The following is a 19,527-nucleotide window of genomic DNA, read 5'->3' as shown; positions in this document are numbered from 1 at the left end:
TTGGGGTGAATTGGCGGCCGTGAATTACGAGCCGCGCTTGCCGCGCGCCGCATTCTTCGCCTTCTCGGCGGCAATCTCGGCCGCCTTGGCCGCTTTTTCCGCCATCTCGGCCGCGTGCTGGGCCAGCAGGGCCGCGCGCGTGTCCGGCGTTTCCAGAGAGATACGTCCGAGGATGCCGCTGCGGTAGTCGAGCAGCAAGGTGTGCGACGCTTTCTCGAAATCGTAGTCGCCGCCCTTGATGCGGAAGCCGCGCTTGGCGGCAATGCCCTCGACCACGCCGATGGCGTCGACTTCACCGACCTTGGTGCCGTAGCGGGTCGCCAGCAAGTCCGGGTAGCGCTTGAGCAATTCCTCGGCCAGGAACACGGCCACTTCCTCTTCGATCAGCGCGTTCGAGCCGATGGCGTGGCTGGCGGCCAGCATCAGGCCATCGCTGGGGATGGCGATCTTCGGCCACAGCATGCCGGGCGTGTCGACGAGGATGGTGTTCTTGTCCAGGTACAGCTTTTGCTGCATTTTCGTCACTGCCGGCTCGTCGCCCACCTTGGCCACGCGCTTTTTCAGCAGCGCGTTCATCAGGGTCGACTTGCCCACGTTGGGGATGCCCATGATCATGATGCGCAGCGGTTTCGTCGGCACGCCCCGGTGCGGCGCCAGCGATTTGGCCAGGTCAGGGATGCGCGCCACGTCGCCCGGCTTCTTGGTCGTCATCGCGTACGCGGTCACGCCTTCCTGGGCATTGAAGTACGCCACCCAGGCGGCCGTGGCGGCAGGATCGGCCAGGTCGGTCTTGTTGAGGATCTTCAGGCAAGGGCGCTGGCGGAACAGGCGCAACTCGTCCACCATGGGATTGCAGCTGGCTGCCGGCAGGCGCGCGTCCACCACTTCAATCACCAGGTCGGTGTTTTCCATGGTCTCGGCCGCTTTCTTGCGGGCCGCGTTCATGTGTCCTGGGTACCATTGTATCGCCATGCTCTTGCCTTCAGTTCGTTCAGTCAATCCGCTATTTTACGTGGTTGCCGCCACGACGTCGCATTTTCCGCCGCCAGCGCCAGCCGTGCGACGCGAACGAGACAATTGGTGATAATTTAGCAGTTACTTGAATGATAAGATCCGCAGTCCATCCAGTCTGGACTGGTTTCCCCATTGCACGCTCAACCTGGCACGCATTCCATGCATCTTCCCCGTCTTTGTCTCCTCGCCGCCCTTTCCACCTGCCTCTTGCCCGCCATGGCCCAGGAACAAACGGCGGCGCCAGGCGATCCAGTGAACCAGGAAATGCAGCAGGTTGTCGACGTGCAAGGCACGCGCGATCCTGACTTGCGCCCCTACCGCACCATGCTCAAGGGACTCGACGCATATGCCGACCACCAGCGCCTGGCGCCGGACGCGCCGCTGCGCTTCATGCTGGTCCCCGCCACGCCGCAGGCCAGGCTCGATGGCGTGACCTTGCACCTGTCGGCCGACAACCTGTCGATCCCCGTGCCGCTGGCGGCCGATGGCGGCTTCACTTTGTCGCGCGACAAGACCGCCTACGATGCGAATGCCGACCTGGTCAGCAACAAGAAGCGCGACACCCTGCGCTGGCGCGCCGACATCCACACGCCGGGACTGCCCGCAAACGTGCGCCGCCTGGGCGACTTGCGCCTGGAATGCGAAATCCGCTGGGCCGTCGAACAGGAGCAGCTGCCGTTTGTGCGGCGCAACCTGTTCCGCCTGGCGGGTGGACCGTGCCACTCGTCGCTGATCCACGTGCTGTATCCCGTCCCGCGCAGCCTCGCCGCCGTGCAGGCGCGCTCGGGCGAACGCGCGCTGGACATCCGCGTCACGCAAGACCGCCAGCGCTACGTGCCGCCGCTGCATGACGCAAGCTGGGACGACAATACCCTGCTGACCCTGACGTATGCCGACGACGGCCACATGGCCGAAGCCGCCCCCGCTGCGCCCATGAAGGCGGCGCTGCACCAGTGACACGCGCACGGGAAACCAGGTCAAGTATTTCCACATGGATTCTTTTATTTACTGAGAGTAATAAAAAAGTGTGCTTTAATATCGCCTCTTAAATGAAAAGCAATATTTTTCCAGGCTGGCTCCCGCCCGGGAGATATGCAACGGGAATAGTTCGATATGATGATGGAAGACACTGGCAAGGCGCCCAAGCGCGTGCCGCGCAATGACTGGAAGAAGGAATGCCGGCAATTACAGGGACAAGTGGCGCAGCTGCAAGAGCGCCTGAAACGCCAGAGCGCCGACAGCTATGGCTTGCAAATGCTGTATGACCAATTGGTCAATGAAATCAAGCACCACCGCGACATGCTCCAGCTCGACAGCTTCGACGCGGAGAAATCATCGCTCGTCTACACGCAAGCCTGGCGCTGCTTCATGGCCGGCGATAAACTCGACTACCAGACGCACCGCCACACCAATTCCAGCAGCCGCCCCAGCTTGCTGTAGTTCGCTGCACCGTTACAGCTCCGCCAGCGCCTTCACGTGCGCCGCCACGCTGCGGCCCAGCGACGACAGGTTGTAGCCCCCTTCGAGGCAGCTGACGATGCGGCCCTTGCCATACTGATTGGCGACGGCCATCATTTGCTGCGTCAGCCACGTGTAGTCGGCCTCCACCAGGCCCATGCCGCCCACATCGTCTTCGCGGTGGGCATCGAAACCGGCGGAAATGAAAATCATCTGCGGCTGCTGCCGGTGCAGTGCCGGCAGCCAGTGGTCAAGCACCAGCTGGCGCACGGCATCGCCCTTCGAGCGGGCCGGCACGGGCACGTTGACGCGCGTATCCGTATAGGACTCGACATCGCTGTACGGATAAAACGGGTGCTGGAAAAAACTCACCATCAGGATGCGCGGATCGTTTGCCACGGATTCGGCCGTGCCATTGCCATGGTGGACGTCAAAGTCGACGATGGCGACTCGGTCGAGGCCGCGCACGTCGAGCGCATGCTTGGCGGCGATGGCGACATTGTTGAACAGGCAGAAACCCATGGGCTCGCTGGGCCGCGCATGGTGGCCGGGCGGGCGGATCGCGCAAAAGGCGTTGCTGATCTCGCCATCGATCACGGCGTCCGTGGCAGTCACGGCCGAGCCAGCGGCGGCCAGGGCCGCCTCGTAGCTGTGCGCGTTGAGCAAGGTGTCGCCGTCGAGCGGATAGTAGTCGCCCTCGGCCGGCACATTGTCGCGCACCAGGCCGATGGCCGTGGCACTGTGGTTGCGCTCGATGTCGGACAATTGCGCGCGCACGCCGTCGCGGTGCTCGACCAGGTCGCTGATATGCGCGAGGATCAATTGATCGTTGATGGCCTGCAAGCGGGCCGGCGATTCAGGGTGCCAGTCGCCCATTTCATGGCGCTGGCAATCGGGATGGGTATAAATGGCTGTGCTCATGCGCTGTACTGGTTACCTCTGTCTCTGCTCTCTATCCATACCGGGAACGCGCGCCGGAATCACTGCAGAGCATTCCTGCCTGCCTGGCGCGTTCTCGCATAAAATCACTGGCTGGTCTGTGCCGCCCTTGCCGCCTTTGCTGTGACTCTAATCTACCACGAGCGCGCAGCTGGCGGGCGGCGCCGTTTGACCTGGCCAAAGCGATTGTAAATTAAATAATCCGTTGTACTGTGATAGAAATAGCATGTTTTCGAAAATACACCAGGCCGCACAGCAAATCGACGAAGTTCTCGTCGGCAAACACTTGCAGATCCGCCAGACCCTCGCCTGCGTGCTGGCGGGCGGCCACCTGCTGATCGAAGACGTGCCCGGCGTGGGCAAGACCACGCTGGCGCATGCGCTGGCCATCTCGCTGGGCCTGCAATGGAAGCGCCAGCAATTTACCAGCGACCTGCTGCCCGCCGACGTGGCCGGCATGAGCGTGTATGACCGCGCCAGCGCCAGCTTCGTCTTCCACCCCGGCCCCCTGTTCACGCAAGTACTGCTGGCCGACGAGATCAACCGCGCCACGCCGAAGACGCAATCGGGCTTGCTCGAAGCGATGGAAGAGCGGCAAGTGACGCTCGATGGCGTCACGCACGCGCTGCCGCAACCGTTTTTCGTCATCGCCACGCAAAACTGCGCGCACCAGCTGGGCACTTTCCCGCTGCCCGAATCGCAGCTCGACCGTTTTCTCATGTGCGTCACCCTGGGCTATCCCGATGCGGCCGCCGAACGGGCGCTGCTGCTGGGTGCCGACCGCCGCGCCATGCTGCACACCTTGCCGGCCGTCATGAACGCGGAAGAATTGCTGCAAGCGCAAGCAGGCTTGCGCGCCATCCACGCCTCGCCCGCCGTGGTCGACTACGTGCTGGCCCTCGTGCATGCCACCCGCGCGCCGGGCGTGTTTGCCGATGGCCTCAGCCCGCGCGCCGCGCTGGCCCTGCTGCAAGCGGCGCGCGCCTGGGCCGCCCTGGCCGGACGCGACCACGTCACGCCCGACGATGTGCAAGCCGTGCTGCTGCCCGTCTGCGCCCACCGCCTGCATGCGGCGCAAGGGTCGGTGGACAGCCGCGCGCTGCTGCAGCATCTGCTGTTGAGCATCCCCGTCTGAGCGGCATGCGCTGGCGCACTATTCCATGGCTGCCGGCGCGCCCTTGGCTGGGCGCGCAGCGCGTGCACATCCGTCCCTCGCGTGCGGGCCTGGCGTTTGCCGCGCTGCTGCTGGCCCTGTGGATCGCCGCCGTCAATTACGGCCTGGGCCTGGGCTATGCGCTCACGTATTTCGCGGCCGCCTGCGCCATCGCCGACATGCTGTTTAGCAGCCGCAACCTGGCGGGCCTGGCGCTGGCCGCAGCGCCGGGCAAGCCCGTGTTTGCGGGCAGCCATGCCTTGTTCACCTTGCGCCTGATCAACCGCAGCAGCCGCCCGCGCCATGCGATCCACCTGGCCGTCAGCGGTTCGCCGGCGGCACCCGGCCTGGCCGATATCGCCGCCCACGGCGAAACGGCCGTCAGCATCGGCATGCCAGCCCGACAACGAGGTTGGCTCAATGCGCCAGCCGTGCGCCTGTCCGGCAGTTTTCCGCTGGGCCTGTTTGTTGCTTGGTGCCATTGGCAGCCCGAGGCGCGCGTGCTCGTGTATCCGCAGCCCGAGCAAGATGCGCCGCCGCTGCCGTGGCCGGCCGGCACAGTACAGCAGGCACGGCAGCCAGGCTGGCCAGGCTGGCCAGACTTGCCCGGCGGCGCCCAGGAGCTGACAGGCGTGCGCGCCTACCAGCCGGGCGACCCCTTGCAGCGCCTGGCCTGGCGCCAGATCGCCCGCCATGATGGCGAGCATTTATTCAGCAAGCAATTCCAGCCAGCCTCCGACGCACCAAAGGGCACAGCGCACGGCATGCATGGCAAGCTTCTGCTCGACTACGCCACCCTGCATGCGCTGGCGCCGGAAGCGCGTTTGTCGCGCCTGGCCGCCTGGGTGCTGCAGGCCGAACGCACGGGCTTGCCATATGGCTTGCGCCTGGGGCGGCTGACCCTGGCACCGGCCCTGGGTGCCAGCCAGCGCGACGCCTGCCTGCGCGCACTGGCCCTGCATGCTTCGCCGCACGATTTGCCACACGAATTGCTGCACGATTTGCCGCACAATTTGCCGCCAGCGCAGGGGACGCCATGAAAGCCTGGCTGAGCGGCTTGCCGCGCGAGAAAGCCGATATGATGCTGCTGTTGCTGGCCGCCGCCATGGTGCTCGCGCCCCACGCGCTGCACCTGCCGCCGTGGCTATCGGCTGCCGCTGCCGCCCTCCTGCTGTGGCGCATCGTCCTCACCGTGCGGGGCCGGCGCCAGCCGCCGCTCGCGGTGCTGGCGCCGCTGGCCCTGCTGGGCATCGCCGGCGTGTACGCCAGCTATGACACGCTGCTGGGACGCGATCCCGGCGTGGCCCTGCTGGCCCTGCTGCTGGCCTTGAAGTCGCTGGAAATGCATGGCCGGCGCGACATCTTCGTGCTCGTCTTCCTCAGTTTCTTTTTGCTATTGGCGAACTTTTTCCATACGCAAGGCATCCTCAGCGCCGCCTGGATGCTGGCCACCGTCATCGTCCTGCTGGCGGCCCTGCTGTCGGCCCAGTACGGCACGCTGCAGCCCCGCCTGGCGCAACGGTTAAATTTGCTGGGGCGCATGCTGGCGCTGGCCCTTCCCTTGGCGGCCGTACTGTTTCTTGCCCTGCCGCGCCCCGGCGCGCCCCTGTGGGCTGCACCGCACGAGGGCGCGCAGGCGCGCACAGGCTTGTCCGACAGCATGCAGCCGGGGGCCATCGCCTCGCTGGCCGTATCAAACGAACCCGTCTTCACGGCCCGCTTTTCCACGCCACTCCCGCCGCAAGAGCAGCTGTACTGGCGCGGCGTGGTGCTGGGCGACTTCGACGGCGCCACCTGGACGCGCAGGGGCGCTGGCAGCGCACCCGCCAGCGACAGCCGCATCGACATCGCGCTGGAAGGGCCGCCCAGCCACTACGAAGTGACCTTGCCAGCGAACGGCCAGCGGCGCATCTTCGCGCTCGACGTGCCGCGCAGCATCGAACGCCTGCCCGGCAACCCGTATGTCGTCTCGTCCGCGCTGGAAGTGCTGACCATCGAGCCCATTACTTCGACCGTGCATTACCGCGTCAGTTCCCAGCCCCGCTACCGCTTGCAGGCAAGCTTGTCGCCAGCACAGCAGCAGCCATGGCTGGCCTTGCCCGCTGGCAGCAACCCGCGCAGCGTGGCCTGGGCCCGCGCACTGCGCGGCAGCGGCGCGCAGGCGCTGGCGCCCGCCGCCGCCATCGCCGCCGTGCTCGATCACTTTCGCCGCGCGCCCTTCCGCTACACCTTGCAGCCACCGCTGCTGGGCAAGCATGGCGTCGACGACTTCCTGTTTGGCACGCAGGCGGGCTTTTGCGAACACTACGCGGGCAGCTTCGTCGTGCTGATGCGCGCCATGGGCATACCCGCGCGCGTCGTCACCGGTTACCAAGGCGGCCTGCGCAACGCTAGCGACAACAGCTTGACGGTGCGCCAGTCCGACGCCCATGCCTGGAGCGAAGTGTGGCTGGCGGGCCGGGGCTGGGTGCGCGTCGATCCCACCAGCGCCGTCGCGCCCCAGCGCACGGAGCGCAACCTCGACGCCGCCCTGCCGCCGGCCGCGTCGCCGCTGACGGCCTGGCGCGCCCTGGCCGGCCTCGATGGCGGCGCGCACGGGGCGCTTGCCGCGTGGCGCCAGCAATGGCAGCAGGCCGAGCACGCCTGGAGCAACTGGGTGCTCGACACCACGCCGCAACGCCAGCGCGCCATGCTCGATGGCTTGAAAAACATGCCAGCGAAAAAGCTGGCACTCGCTTGCGCCGTGCTGGCCCTGCTGTCTGCCGCGGCTGGCGCACTGGTCTGGTGGCGCCAGGCGCGGCTAGGCGATCCGCTCGACGCCCTGTACCTGCAGTTTTGTCGCCAGCAGGCGCAGCGCGGCTACAGCCGTGCGCCGCATGAAGGCCCGCACGGTTATGCTGCGCGCCTGGCCGCAGGCAAGGCCACACCCGAGGCGCACGCCGCCATCGCACAGTTTCTGGCAATCTATGCCACGATGAAGTATGGTAATGCCAACCCAGACGAACAATCCCGCGCGCGGCGCAGCTTGCGCCACCTGTTAACCCAATGCCGATGAGACGCTCCTTGTTACCGATCAAAACCTCCGCCCTGTCCCTGCTCCTCGCCCTTCCTCTGTGCCTGTCCACCGCGCACGCTGGCGAAAACAGCAACATTTCCGCCGCTGACCGCGCCCGTGCCGTGCGCGCGGCCAAGGCCCCGCCCACCAAGGCGACGGCCAAAAAAGCACCAGCGAAATTCGACTTCGAAGGCGAATTTGTCGACTATGCCAACTGGAAAGAAGTACGCGCCTTCCTCGACGACATGTCTACCAAGCATGGTTTTGACCGCGCCGAGCTCGATGTCCTGATCGGCAAGGTGCGCTATGTCGAGTCGACCGTGCAGCTGATGAAACCGGCGCCGCCGGGCAAGCCGAAGAACTGGCAAGCCTACAGCGCCCGCTTCATCGAGCCGGTGCGCATCAATGCGGGCGTGAAATTCTGGGAAGACAACGCGGAAGCGCTGGCGCGCGCCGAACGCGAATATGGCGTGCCGGCCAACATCATCGTCGGCATCATCGGCGTGGAAACCGTGTACGGACGCAACACGGGCCGTTTCCGCGTGCTCGACGCGCTGACGACCCTGGCGTTTTCCTACCCGGAAAGCCCGACGCGCGCCGCGCGCATGGAATTTTTCAAGGGGGAACTGGAAAACGCGCTGCTGTACGCGCGCAAGGATGGCATCGATCCCTTGACCCTGCTCGGCTCGTATGCGGGCGCCATCGGCCTGCCCCAGTTCATGCCCAGCAGCATCATGAAATACGCGGTGGACTTCGATGGCGATAGCCATATCGACTTGCGCAATTCCACCGCCGACGCCATCGGCAGCGTGGCGCACTTCCTCGTCGAGCACGGCTGGCGTCGCGATGATCCGGCCATCAGCACCTATCCCGTCACCGTCTCGTCCAGCCACGCCTGGGAAAAGTTCATCGGCCAGGGCTTGCAAGCCAAATACCGGCTGGAAGAATTGCAGGAAGCCGGCGTCACAGCCGCCCCGTCCACGCCCCGGAACATGCTGTTTGGCTTGATCGACTTGCAAAATGGTTCAGAAGCAACTGAGTATCACTTGGCAACCAATAACTTCTTTGCTATAACTCAGTACAACAGAAGTTATTTTTATGCCATGTCAGTGATCGACTTGGGCAAAGCCATCAGTCAAGTGCGCGCACGCTAACCGAAAGTCAGTGTAAAGTTGTAATATTACTTGTAAGAAAGCGTAAGCGATCTTGAAGCGACCAGCAAACAGGTCTATGGTGGGGCCGATAACATGTGCCAGCCTCGCTCGCCAGCCTTTGTGCGGCACGGAATACAGAAATGGTTCTATACTTAACTTTTGTCAAAGTACAATTTTTGTTCTATCATAGAGCATAATAAAGAATAAATAGCTGTTGCAGCATGACAACACCTATTTTATCCAAAGCAAGATTACAGAGCTTTCCGGCCTGAAATGGAATCCTGCTGTACAATTGTGTATATATCATGAAAAACTGTATCCCGGATCGTACCGTGTGTGAATTCGTTCCTTTTAGTAAAGAATGAACATGAACGCAGCAAGAGCGAGCTCCGAGTGTTTTTTACTTTGCAGTGCAACTACAGAAGGAACATTAACATCATGACAAACCAAGTCGGCATTGATATGAACAGCGATTCGGACTCCGACGATCTGCTCCAGTACAACCCAAACAGACTGCTCGATACCTTGATCGAAAACCTGCGCCTGAAAAACGATGCAGCCTTGTCCCGCGCGCTGGAAGTGGCGCCACCGGTCATCAGCAAAATCCGTCACCACCGCCTGCCTGTCGGCGCATCGCTGCTGATCCGCATGCACGAAGTCAGCGACCTGAGCATCCGCGACCTGCGTTACCTGATGGGTGACCGTCGTAACAAATTCCGCATCAGCGACAAGCAATTCAAGCCAAAAGAAGGCGAAACGCCACAAGGCTGATCCTGCCAGTTTTGCAGGTTTTCCCTCCCCGCCATGGGGAGGGGGTATTTCCAGCAGTTCTCAGGCCGTTCTGGCCGACATTAAAACAATCAAGCAGGAAACACGCCGGTCGAGAGATAGCGGTCGCCGCGGTCACACACGACGAACACAATCGTTGCGTTTTCCACCGTTTGCGAGATGCGCAGCGCGATTTCGCAGGCGCCGGCTGCCGAAATGCCGCAGAACAAGCCCTCTTCCGCCGCCAGGCTGCGCGCCATGCGCTCGGCCACGCCCTGGCTCACGTATTCCACCTGGTCCACGCGCGACTTGTCGTAAATTTTCGGCAAGTACGCTTCCGGCCACTTGCGGATACCGGGAATCTGCGAACCGTCCTCGGGCTGGGCGCCGATGATCTGGATGGCGCGATTCTGTTCCTTCAAATAGCGCGACACGCCCATGATGGTGCCCGTCGTGCCCATGGCGCTGACGAAATGCGTGACCTGGCCATTGGTATCGCGCCAGATTTCCGGCCCCGTGCTTTCATAGTGGGCGCGCGAATTGTCTTCGTTGGCGAACTGGTCGAGGATGATGCCGCGGCCATCCTTCTGCATCTGTTCGGCCAGGTCGCGCGCATATTCCATGCCGCCCGTTTTCGGCGTCAACAGAATGTCGGCGCCGTAGGCGGCCATGCTCTGGCGGCGCTCCACGCTGAGATTGTCTGGCATCAAGAGCAGCATCTTGTAGCCGCGCAAGGCGGCGGCCATGGCCAGCGCGATGCCCGTATTGCCGCTGGTGGCCTCGATCAGGGTATCACCCGGCTTGATGAGGCCGCGCTCTTCAGCGCGCTTGAGCATGGACATGGCCGCGCGGTCCTTCACGGAGCCGGCCGGGTTGTTGCCTTCCAGCTTGCCGAGGATGACGTTGTTGCGCGCAATCGCATCGGCGCCCGGCAAGCGCGTCAGCTGCACCAGCGGGGTATTGCCTATCGTATCTTCCAGTGTCTTGTATGCCATCGTGTCTGTTTGAGTAATTTCAACAAAGACCCATTCTAATATGAGATGCCGGCCCGCGTATCGCTGATCGGCAGCATCAGCCGGGTCCGCTGCTGCGCCTTGCTGCGCCGTCACATGCCGCATGGCGCCTGCCGCGCCGCCATTTCCGGGCTTGCGCAAAGGGTATTGCGGCAGGCGCGCGCCGCATGCGCTAGACTCGTCACTGTTAGTTATTTTTGTTATTTGCTTATTCAGCCTCCGAACGGACTCGCCATGGCCAGCAGCACACCGGAATTCATTCCCGAAACAACGCAGGACGATCCCGTCCAGTTCGCCACGCTCGACTTGCAGGGCCGCAGCCACCAGATCTCGCCCGTTTTCAATGGGCTCGAACTGCAGCGCTTGCAGCGCTATGGCACGCTGCAGCGCTTTGCCGATGGCGCGACGCTGTTCGAGGCAGGCAGCAGCAGCTTCGGCATGCTGGTAATACTGTCCGGGCGGGTCAGCATCAAGCGCCACGAAGTGCTGGGACAGGCGTCGGTGCTGCGCGAAGTGGGCGTCGGCCACTTCATTGCCGAGGTCGCACAATTGTCCGGCCGCCCCACCCTCGTCAACGGCAGCGCCGTCGGTGCCGTCGAATTGCTCGAGATCAGTTCGGAATCCTTGCGCGCACTGATCGTGGCCGAGGCGGAAATGGGCGAACGCATCGTGCGCGCCCTGATCCTGCGCCGCGTGGCGCTGATCGAATCGAATTCGGGCGGCCCCGTGCTGGTGGGGCCGCGTGGCAATGGCAATCTGTTCCATCTGCAAAGTTTTCTGTCGAGCAATGGCCACCCGCACACGGTGCTCGACCCGGCCACCGATGCGGCCGCCGCCGCGCTGGCCGAACGCTGCCAGCCCGCGCCGCAGGAATGGCCCTTGGTCGTCTGTCCTGACGGCAAGATCATGAAAAATCCCGGTAATGCAGAACTGGGACGCTGCCTGGGCATGCTGCCCGATCTGTCCGGCGACAAGATCTTCGACGTGCTGGTGGTGGGTGCCGGTCCCGCAGGCCTGGCCACGGCCGTGTATGCGGCCTCCGAAGGCTTATCGGTCCTGGCGCTGGAACAGCGCGCGTATGGCGGCCAGGCGGGCGCCAGCGCGCGCATCGAAAACTATCTGGGCTTTCCCACCGGTATTTCCGGCCGCGCCCTGGCGGGACGCGCCTATGTGCAGGCGCAAAAGTTCGGCGTCGAAATCGCCACCCCGGCCGGCGCCGCCAACTTGCTGTGCGACACGTGGCCGCTGCGCGTCAAGCTGTGCGACGGCACGCAGGTGCGCGCCCGCACGGTGGTGCTGTCGTGCGGCGCGCGCTACCGCCGCCCCTCGCTGGCGAACCTGAAAACATATGAGGGACGGGGCGTGTATTACTGGGCCTCGCCCATCGAAGCCAAGCTGTGCAAGCAGGAAGAGATCATTTTGGTCGGCGGCGGCAATTCGGCCGGCCAGGCGGCCGTGTTCCTCTCCGGTCACGCGGCCAAAGTCCACATGGTGATCCGCGGCGAAGGTCTGGCGGCCAGCATGTCGAGCTACCTGATCGAGCGCATCGCCGCCACGCCCAACATCAGCTTGCACACGCACACGGAAATCATCGCCCTCGAAGGCGACGACGATGGCTTGACGGAGGTACGCTGGCGCAACAAGCAGACGGGTGAAGAATGCGATTGCGCCGTGCGCCGCGTGTTTCTTTTTGTGGGCGCCGATCCGAACACGGACTGGCTGCACGACTGCGCCGTCGCCGTCGACGAACAGGGTTTCATTCGCACGGGCTTCGACGTCACGCGCGCCGAATGCCGCGCCCATGGCCACGCAATCTATCCGCCAGACTTGCCCGACCGGGCCGCGCTGGAAACGAGCGTGCCAGGCGTGTTCGCCATCGGCGACGTGCGCGCCGGCTCGACCAAGCGCGTGGCCGCCGCCGTCGGTGAAGGGGCGGCGGTCGTGTCGCAGATCCATGGCTTTCTGGCGCGGCTGCCGGCTGGCTCCGCCTGAAAATCGTGCATTGTAGAAACTGCTACAATTGGCTGTTGCCATCCCGCTGAAAGAGTCCGCATGCTCCACACCACCAGGCTTTTCTCGCGCTGCAGCATGCCCGCGGTGCGCTGACGGTGCGCCGCATGCTCGTCAAATTGCTGCTGCTGGCCACCTTGTTTGCAGGACTCAGCATCGGCGCCCTGTACAGCTACGGACGCTTCGCCGAACGCGCGCTGGGGGTGCCGGGCACGGCCTTGCCCGTGGCAGCCGACGCTACCCTGCTCGACCGCGTGCTGGCGCCGCAGCTGGCGCAGCGCCCGGGCCAGAGCGGCACGGCCCTGATCGACGACAATCTGGAAGCGTTCGCCCTGCGCGCCCTGAGCGCGCGCGAAGCGGGCCGCAGCATCGACCTGCAGTACTACATCTGGCATAACGACGTCACGGGACGCCTGCTGGTGCGCGAACTGCTGCGCGCGGCCGACCGTGGCGTGCGCGTGCGCGTGTTGCTTGACGATATCAACGCACGCGGCCAGGACGCCGCCATCCTCGCGCTCGACAGCCATCCGCTGATCGACGTGCGCATCTTCAACCCCAGCCGCAACCGCGACGGCATCTGGTTGCGCGCCGTGGAAATGGCCTTGCGCGCCGTCAGCCTGAACCGGCGCATGCACAACAAGGCCTGGATCGTCGACGGCCGGGTGGCCCTGGTCGGCGGGCGCAACATCGGCGATGAATACTTTGATGCCGCCGAGCAAGTCAATTTCCAGGATGCCGACCTGCTGCTGGTGGGCCCCGCCGTACAGCAGACGAGCGACATCTTCGACCGCTTCTGGAACAGCCGCGCCGTCATCCCCATCGGCGCCTTGCACGAAGGCAAGGATGCGGGCGCAGCTGAACTGCAGGCGGTACGCGCCCGCCTCGACGCGCTCACGGGCGAACTGGGCGCCTCGCCCTACCTGCGGCAGCTGACCGATGCGGGCCAGCTGCAAGCCCACCTCGATGGCCGTCTGCGCCTGCACTGGAGCGCGCAGGTGCAAGTGCTGTCGGACCCGCCGGAAAAGGCCGCGCCCGTGGCCAGTTTGCAGCGCAGCGAGCACTGGCTCATGCACAGCCTGCTGCCGCTGCTGACGGACGCGCGCGAAGAAGCGCTGCTGACTTCGCCCTACTTCGTGCCCGGCACGGCGCTGACGCAGAGCCTGGCCGACAAGGTTGCCGCCGGCGTCAAGGTCAGTGTGCTGACCAACTCGCTGGCCGCCACCGACGTGGCCCTCGTGCATGCGGGCTATGCGCGCTACCGCGAAGCACTGCTGGGCGGCGGCGTCGACCTGTTTGAATTGAAGACCCTGCACCGCAAGCGCATCAGCCTGATGGGGTCGAGCCGCGCCAGCCTGCATACCAAGGCCGTGGTGGTCGATGGCCAGCGGGGCTTCGTCGGCTCCTTCAACCTCGACCCGCGCTCGGCCCAGCTGAACACGGAGATGGGCGTGCTGTTCCACGATGCCGCGCTGGGGGCCGACATGCGCGCGCTGTTCCTGCACTCGACATCGGGCGACACCAGCTACCGCTTGTTCCTCGACAACGGCGCCCTGCGCTGGTCCGACGCCACCGAACAGCCAGCCAAGGTGTGGACGCACGATCCGGAATCAGGCTTCTGGCGCCGCATGCTGGTGTCCGTGATGCGCTGGCTGCCGATCGAGTCGCAACTGTAGGCGCATCGACAGGGCAAAGTGGCGGCGCATAAAAAAAACCCCGCGCGGCCGGTACCACGCGGGGTTTTCTTCTCGTGCTGCGCGGCACCACCACGCAACACGCTTACAGCAACACGCTTACTTTTTCTCGGCTTCGGCCTTCTTCGCCTCGGCTGCAGCCAGTTTCGCTTCCTTCTTCGCGGCAGCGGCGGCAGCCTTCGCTTCTTTCTTGGCAGCAGCAGCTTCTTTCTTCGTCTCAGCGGCTGTCTTGGCTGGCGCCGCAGCGGTGTCGGTCACAGCAGCTGGCTTCGGTGCGGCTTCTTTCGCTGCAACTGCCTTCACAGCAGCTTCCTTTTTTGCCGGGGCAGCTTTCGCCACCGGGGCCGCTGGCGCGCCAGACTTGGCCTGGCCATTCACCTGCAAGCCCGCTTCCGACAGCTTCACGGAACTTTTCGGTCCGATGCCTTTTACGCGGCTTTCGAAATCGGCCCAATCCTTGAAGGCGCCACCCTTGGCGCGTTCATCAAGGATGGCTTTCGACGTGACGGGGCCGATGCCCTTGACGCCGTCGAGTGCCGCCTGGTCCGCTTTGTTGACATCGACCTGGGCAAAGGCAAAACCCATCGTCGCGATCAGGGTGACGATGGCCAGCAGTATTTTTTTGAACATGGGTATCTCTCCGTGGTGTGGTTTCAAGGTGACTCGAACGCAAGGGAGGAACAGCGCCTTAACGGCTTTAACGGCTGTGACGTGATACGGTTGACAAGACGGGGCAGCGGAACGGCAGGAAAACCTGCGCCAGATCAAACGCTCTGGCGCAGGTGAGACAGCATCGTTACTGCGGGAACAGCTCGTCGCGGGTGACGGTGGCCGTACCGAGCTTGCCGACGACGATGCCGCCGGCCCGGTTGGCCGTACGCACGGCGTCGCCCAGGCTCATGCCGGCGCCCAGCATGGCCGCCATGGTGGCGATCACCGTGTCGCCCGCGCCCGAGACGTCGAATACTTCGCGCGCATCGGTCGGCATGTGCAGCACCTCGTCGGCCGTGTACAGGCTCATGCCTTCTTCCGAACGGGTCAGCAGCAAGGCGTCCAGGCCCAGCTGCGCACGCATCTGCTGCGCGCGTTCCGTCAATTGCGCTTCCGTGCTCCAGTTGCCGACCACGCGGCGCAGTTCCGATTTATTCGGAGTGAGCACTGACGCTCCGGCATAGCGGCTGAAATCATCGCCTTTCGGGTCGACCATGACGATCTTGCCGGCCTTTCTGGCCGCCTTGATCATCTCGGCCACGTTCACCAGGCTGCCCTTGGCGTAGTCCGACAGGACCACCACGTCGTAGTGCGGCAAGAGGGCATTAAACTGCGCCAGCTTGTCGCGCAGCACCGTATCGCTGGGGGCATCCTCGAAGTCGATGCGCAGCATCTGCTGCTGGCGGCCGATCACGCGCAGCTTGATGATGGTGGAAATGCCCGCATCGCGCTGCAGATAGCTGTGGATGCCGCCCCCTTCGAGCAGGCGCTCGACCTGGCTGCCAGCCTCGTCGTCGCCGACCACACCCAGCAAGCTCGTCTTCGTTCCCAGCGCGGCCGCGTTGCGCGCCACGTTGGCCGCGCCGCCCAGGCGCTCTTCGCGCTTCTCGATGCGCACGATGGGCACCGGTGCTTCCGGCGAAATACGGCTGACATCGCCGAACCAGTAACGGTCCAGCATCACATCGCCCACCACCAGCATGCGCACCTGGGCCAGCGCGGCCGGCGCCGTCAAGGCTGTCACCTCTTGGGCGCTCATGCGCGTGTCAGGATCGAGCGGCCGATGCCGTGGTATTCGATGCCGTTCTCGGCCATGACGGCCGGCTCGAACAGGTTGCGTCCGTCAAAGATCACGGCCTGCTTCAGGCGCGCCTTGACCTGTTCGAAATCGGGACTGCGGAAAGCTTTCCACTCGGTCACGATGACCAGCGCATCGGCGTCCTGCAGCGCATCCTTCGAACTGTCGGCAAAGCGCACCCTTGCCAATTGCTCCGGCGTCAAGTCCAGTTGCAGCACGCGGCGCGCCTCGGCCATCGCGACGGGGTCATACACGGCCACGGTGGCGCCGCGCGCCAGCAAGTCCGCCAGCAGCACGCGGGCCGACGCTTCGCGCATGTCGTCCGTGTTCGGCTTGAAGGCCAGTCCCCAGACGGCGAAATGCCGGCCCGTCAGGTCTGCGCCGAAGCGAGTGACCACTTTGCGCCCCAGCACCTGCTTCTGCTGATCGTTGACGGCTTCGACGGCACGCAGGATCAGCAACTCCTGCCCATAGCCGCGCGCCGTGCGCTCGAGCGCCTGCACGTCTTTCGGGAAGCAGGAACCGCCATAGCCGCAACCTGCGTACAGGAAGCTGTGGCCGATGCGCGGGTCGGAACCGATGCCATGGCGCACGGCCTCGATATCGACGCCCACCTTGTCGGCCAGGTTCGCCAGTTCATTCATGAAGGAAATACGCGTGGCCAGCATGGCGTTCGCCGCATACTTCGTGAATTCGGCCGAGCGCACGTCCATCCAGTAGGTGCGTTCATGGTTGCGGTTGAACGGTGCGTACAGGCTTTTCAGCAATTCGCGCGCGCGCTCGCCGTCCGGCGTGGCATCGACGCCGATGACGATGCGGTCAGGACGCATGAAGTCTTCGACGGCCGCGCCTTCCTTGAGAAATTCCGGGTTCGACGCCACCGAGAACGTGGTGGCCACGCCGCGCGCGTCCAGTTCGCCCTGGATGGCGGCGCGCACTTTTTCGGCCGTGCCGACGGGCACGGTCGACTTGTCGACGATGACCTTGAAGTCCGTCATGTACTTGCCGATGCCGCGCGCGGCCGCCAGCACGTATTGCAGGTCGGCCGAGCCGTCTTCGTCGGGCGGCGTGCCGACGGCGATGAATTGCATCACGCCGTGCGCGGCGGCTGCCTCGACGTCGGTGGAAAAGGTCATGCGGCCGGCGGCGCGGTTGCGCGCCACGACTTCTTCCAGTCCCGGCTCATGGATGGGGATGCCGCCGCTATTGAGCAAGGCGACCTTCTGTGCGTCCAGGTCGAGGCAAAAGACGTCGTTGCCCAGCTCCGCCAGGCAGGCGCCCGTCACCAGGCCCACATAGCCGGTGCCGATAATGGTAATTTTCATGGTTGTGCCGTATTTCTAAATATGGATGCTGCAAACAAGGACACGCCACGTTGCACTAAGGCAAGGTGGCGTGTCGGGTTAATTCATGACGTTGAGCTCTTCTGTGCGGCGTGGTGGGTAAGTCTCCCACTTGTTGCAGCCAGGGCAGTGCCAGTAGAACTGGCGCGCCTTGAAGCCGCAATGGCTGCACTGGTAGCGGGCCAGCTTCTGCGTGTAGCCGTGCACGAGGTTTTTCACCATCGACAGCTCGGACCAGATGGCGGCCGGCGCATCCATCATGCGCGCTTCCAGCAGTTTATCGAGGCCCAGCAGGGTCGGCGTGCGGCGCAGCTCGGCGCTGACCAGCTGCTTCGCCGCTTCCACTCCGTCGAGTTCGATGACGGCTTTGAAGACCACCTCGATCAAGTCGATCGACGACGCCTCTTCCAGGTAGGAGCGCAGCAGGTTGACGCCTTCCTGCGCGCGGCCCACCTTGGTGTAGCCATCCATCAGGCGCTGCGCCACCAGGGCCACGTGCGGCACGCTTTGCTGCTCCACGCGGCGCCAGGTGGTCAGCGCGCCTTCCACGTCGCCGCGCGCCAGCAGCACATCGCCCGTCAGGATGGTGGCGCGTACGCTCTTGCGGTCCGTCTGCAGCGCTTTTTCCAGCAGCGGCATGGCGTCGTCCGGTTTCATGTGCACCAGCGCGTCATGCGCCAGTTCGCAATAGAACTGGGCGATTTCCTTCTGGCGCGCCCCGGCGCCCGATTCCTGCAAGCCCACGGCCGCTTCGATGGCGCGTGGCCATTCCTTTTCGCGCTGGTAAATTTCCAGCAGCGCGCGGCGTGCCTGGGCCGCATATTGCGTGTCGATCAGGCTGTTGAAGGTTTCTTCGGCGCGGTCCAGCAAGCCCGCCTTCAGGTAATCCATGCCCAGCTCGTAGGCGGCATGGCCCTGCTGTTCCAGCGGCAGGTCCGGACGCGCCAGCAAATTCTGGTGCACGCGAATCGCGCGCTCCGTTTCGCCGCGGCGGCGGAACAAATTGCCCAGCGCAAAGTGCATATCGGCCGATTCCGGGTCCAGCTTGACGACTTCGATGAAGGCATCGATGGCCTTGTCGTGCTGCTCATTGAGCAGGAAATTCAAGCCCTTGAAATAATTGCGCGGCAGGCTGCGCGATTCGGACACCAGTTGGTGAATGTCCACGCGCGCGGCAATCCAGCCCAGCGCGAAAAACACCGGGATACCCAAGAGCCACCAGAGTTCAAAATCCATGCGATTGTTTTTATTCGAGTAAGAGAGATAGGAGCGACGGCGCCGCTTACTGCGCGCTCACGCTGTCCGGTTGCGGCTGGACATTGCTGACCACGCCCACGGTCTGCAGCGCGGCAATGGTGGTTTTTTGCTTGGTCGCTTCGCGGCGGTGACGGAACACGGTCGGCGTCAGGGCCAATACGCCCAGGCTGGCGCCGGCGACAAAAAAGCCCAGCAGCATCAGGACCAGGGGGCCGCGAATTTCATAATTGAGGAAAACATGCAGGTCGACAACCTGCGCATTCTTCAGCGCAAAACTGAAGAACAGGACGAAAAGAACACAGCCAACGATGGTGGAGATGATTTTCATCGATAGGTCCAGAAAGAACAAAAAAATGCCCGTGCCACATGGCACAAACGTAGAGTGCTGATCAAACCGTAGCGAGCGGCAGTGATTTGTGGCCGAGAAGCGCAACCGTACTGAAGTACGGTGAGCATCGCCGGCCGCAAAGCGCGCCGCGCAGTAGGTTTGAGCAGTGCTCTACAGCATATTAACAAAAAAAAGCGGCATCCAAGGACGCCGCTCTTTATTTTCCGCCTTCCAGCAGACGATTAATCCTCGATGATCGGCTGGCCGACCATCGCGTCCACGCGCTCGCGCAACTGTTTGCCCGGTTTGAAGTGCGGTACCCGTTTTTCAGGAACCATCACCTTGTCGCCGGATTTCGGGTTGCGGCCGATGCGCGGGGGCCTGCTGTTCAGGGCAAAACTGCCAAAACCGCGGATCTCGATACGCTGACCCGTCGCCAGGGCGTTGGTCATCGCATCGAGAATGGTCTTGACGGCATACTCCGCATCTTTCGCCACCAGCTGAGAATAACGCTCAGCGAGGCGGTTGATCAGCTCGGACTTTGTCATCTGCCGT

The 19,527-nt window shown here is 63.8% G+C and carries 18 protein-coding genes; 9 read left to right on the top strand and 9 right to left on the bottom strand.

Features of this window, described 5'->3' with window-relative positions:
* Positions 1-24: 24 nt before the first annotated feature.
* Complete coding sequence (gene ylqF / locus CLU91_RS23075) at positions 25-945, bottom strand: ribosome biogenesis GTPase YlqF (RefSeq protein ID WP_232730950.1); 921 nt, start codon at positions 943-945, stop codon at positions 25-27.
* Between the two features lie 285 nt (positions 946-1,230).
* Between ylqF and CLU91_RS23070 the strand changes: the two genes are divergently transcribed.
* Together CLU91_RS23070 and CLU91_RS23065 are read left to right on the top strand one after the other, a co-directional pair.
* Positions 1,231-1,971, top strand: coding sequence for a hypothetical protein (locus CLU91_RS23070; protein ID WP_100875978.1), 741 nt, complete (start codon positions 1,231-1,233; stop codon positions 1,969-1,971).
* A gap of 156 nt (positions 1,972-2,127) precedes the next feature.
* Positions 2,128-2,454 carry a hypothetical protein gene (locus tag CLU91_RS23065; RefSeq protein ID WP_100875977.1) on the top strand — a complete coding sequence of 109 codons (327 nt, stop codon included), beginning with the start codon at positions 2,128-2,130 and terminating at the stop codon, positions 2,452-2,454.
* A 12-nt stretch (positions 2,455-2,466) separates the two neighbouring features.
* Here the strand turns inward: CLU91_RS23065 and CLU91_RS23060 are convergent, their stop codons facing one another.
* Positions 2,467-3,393: a histone deacetylase family protein gene (locus CLU91_RS23060; protein WP_099760275.1), complete on the bottom strand. Its 927-nt coding sequence runs from the start codon at positions 3,391-3,393 to the stop codon at positions 2,467-2,469.
* A gap of 244 nt (positions 3,394-3,637) precedes the next feature.
* Between CLU91_RS23060 and CLU91_RS23055 the strand changes: the two genes are divergently transcribed.
* The 5 genes from CLU91_RS23055 to CLU91_RS23035 all read left to right on the top strand — a co-directional run bounded on the left by CLU91_RS23055 (position 3,638) and on the right by CLU91_RS23035 (position 9,544).
* The gene (locus tag CLU91_RS23055) at positions 3,638-4,546 is read left to right on the top strand and encodes an AAA family ATPase (RefSeq protein ID WP_100875976.1); all 909 of its coding nucleotides are present in this window, start codon (positions 3,638-3,640) and stop codon (positions 4,544-4,546) included.
* A gap of 5 nt (positions 4,547-4,551) precedes the next feature.
* On the top strand, positions 4,552-5,604 hold the full coding sequence (locus CLU91_RS23050) for a DUF58 domain-containing protein (RefSeq protein ID WP_100875975.1): 1,053 nt from the start codon (positions 4,552-4,554) through the stop codon (positions 5,602-5,604).
* Positions 5,601-7,619 (top strand): transglutaminase TgpA family protein, encoded by a 2,019-nt coding sequence (locus CLU91_RS23045; RefSeq protein WP_100875974.1) that lies wholly within the window; start codon positions 5,601-5,603, stop codon positions 7,617-7,619. The genes CLU91_RS23050 and CLU91_RS23045 overlap by 4 nt, the downstream gene beginning before the upstream one ends.
* An 8-nt stretch (positions 7,620-7,627) precedes the next feature.
* Complete coding sequence (gene mltB / locus CLU91_RS23040; RefSeq protein WP_100875973.1) at positions 7,628-8,773, top strand: lytic murein transglycosylase B; 1,146 nt, start codon at positions 7,628-7,630, stop codon at positions 8,771-8,773.
* A gap of 438 nt (positions 8,774-9,211) precedes the next feature.
* Positions 9,212-9,544, top strand: a complete 333-nt coding sequence (locus CLU91_RS23035; protein ID WP_034751784.1) for a hypothetical protein — start codon at positions 9,212-9,214, stop codon at positions 9,542-9,544.
* An 89-nt stretch (positions 9,545-9,633) separates the two neighbouring features.
* Here the strand turns inward: CLU91_RS23035 and cysM are convergent, their stop codons facing one another.
* On the bottom strand, positions 9,634-10,536 hold the full coding sequence (gene cysM, locus CLU91_RS23030) for a cysteine synthase CysM (RefSeq protein ID WP_100875972.1): 903 nt from the start codon (positions 10,534-10,536) through the stop codon (positions 9,634-9,636).
* Positions 10,537-10,788: 252 nt separating this feature from the next.
* Between cysM and CLU91_RS23025 the strand changes: the two genes are divergently transcribed.
* Together CLU91_RS23025 and CLU91_RS23020 are read left to right on the top strand one after the other, a co-directional pair.
* Positions 10,789-12,546, top strand: coding sequence for an FAD-dependent oxidoreductase (locus CLU91_RS23025; RefSeq protein WP_100875971.1), 1,758 nt, complete (start codon positions 10,789-10,791; stop codon positions 12,544-12,546).
* Positions 12,547-12,671: 125 nt separating this feature from the next.
* Positions 12,672-14,237, top strand: a complete 1,566-nt coding sequence (locus tag CLU91_RS23020) for a phospholipase D family protein (protein ID WP_100875970.1) — start codon at positions 12,672-12,674, stop codon at positions 14,235-14,237.
* A 117-nt stretch (positions 14,238-14,354) separates the two neighbouring features.
* Here CLU91_RS23020 and CLU91_RS23015 read toward each other — a convergent pair whose 3' ends face one another.
* The 6 genes from CLU91_RS23015 to CLU91_RS22990 form a co-directional block, all read right to left on the bottom strand.
* The gene (locus tag CLU91_RS23015; protein WP_100875969.1) at positions 14,355-14,885 is read right to left on the bottom strand and encodes a ComEA family DNA-binding protein; all 531 of its coding nucleotides are present in this window, start codon (positions 14,883-14,885) and stop codon (positions 14,355-14,357) included.
* Between the two features lie 166 nt (positions 14,886-15,051).
* Positions 15,052-16,005, bottom strand: coding sequence for a D-glycero-beta-D-manno-heptose-7-phosphate kinase (gene rfaE1, locus CLU91_RS23010; RefSeq protein ID WP_100875968.1), 954 nt, complete (start codon positions 16,003-16,005; stop codon positions 15,052-15,054).
* Positions 16,002-17,369: a UDP-glucose dehydrogenase family protein gene (locus CLU91_RS23005; RefSeq protein WP_100875967.1), complete on the bottom strand. Its 1,368-nt coding sequence runs from the start codon at positions 17,367-17,369 to the stop codon at positions 16,002-16,004. The genes rfaE1 and CLU91_RS23005 overlap by 4 nt, the downstream gene beginning before the upstream one ends.
* A gap of 78 nt (positions 17,370-17,447) precedes the next feature.
* On the bottom strand, positions 17,448-18,623 hold the full coding sequence (gene lapB / locus CLU91_RS23000; RefSeq protein WP_100875966.1) for a lipopolysaccharide assembly protein LapB: 1,176 nt from the start codon (positions 18,621-18,623) through the stop codon (positions 17,448-17,450).
* Positions 18,624-18,669: 46 nt separating this feature from the next.
* Positions 18,670-18,972 carry a LapA family protein gene (locus CLU91_RS22995; protein ID WP_100875965.1) on the bottom strand — a complete coding sequence of 101 codons (303 nt, stop codon included), beginning with the start codon at positions 18,970-18,972 and terminating at the stop codon, positions 18,670-18,672.
* Positions 18,973-19,214: 242 nt separating this feature from the next.
* Positions 19,215-19,520 carry an integration host factor subunit beta gene (locus tag CLU91_RS22990; protein ID WP_008446215.1) on the bottom strand — a complete coding sequence of 102 codons (306 nt, stop codon included), beginning with the start codon at positions 19,518-19,520 and terminating at the stop codon, positions 19,215-19,217.
* Between the last annotated feature and the right edge of the window lie 7 nt (positions 19,521-19,527).

This window comes from Janthinobacterium sp. 64, assembly GCF_002813325.1.
Classification (GTDB): Bacteria; Pseudomonadota; Gammaproteobacteria; order Burkholderiales; family Burkholderiaceae_D; genus Janthinobacterium.
Note: the sequence above shows the minus strand (reverse complement) of the source record. Positions and strands in the feature narration are given on the sequence as shown.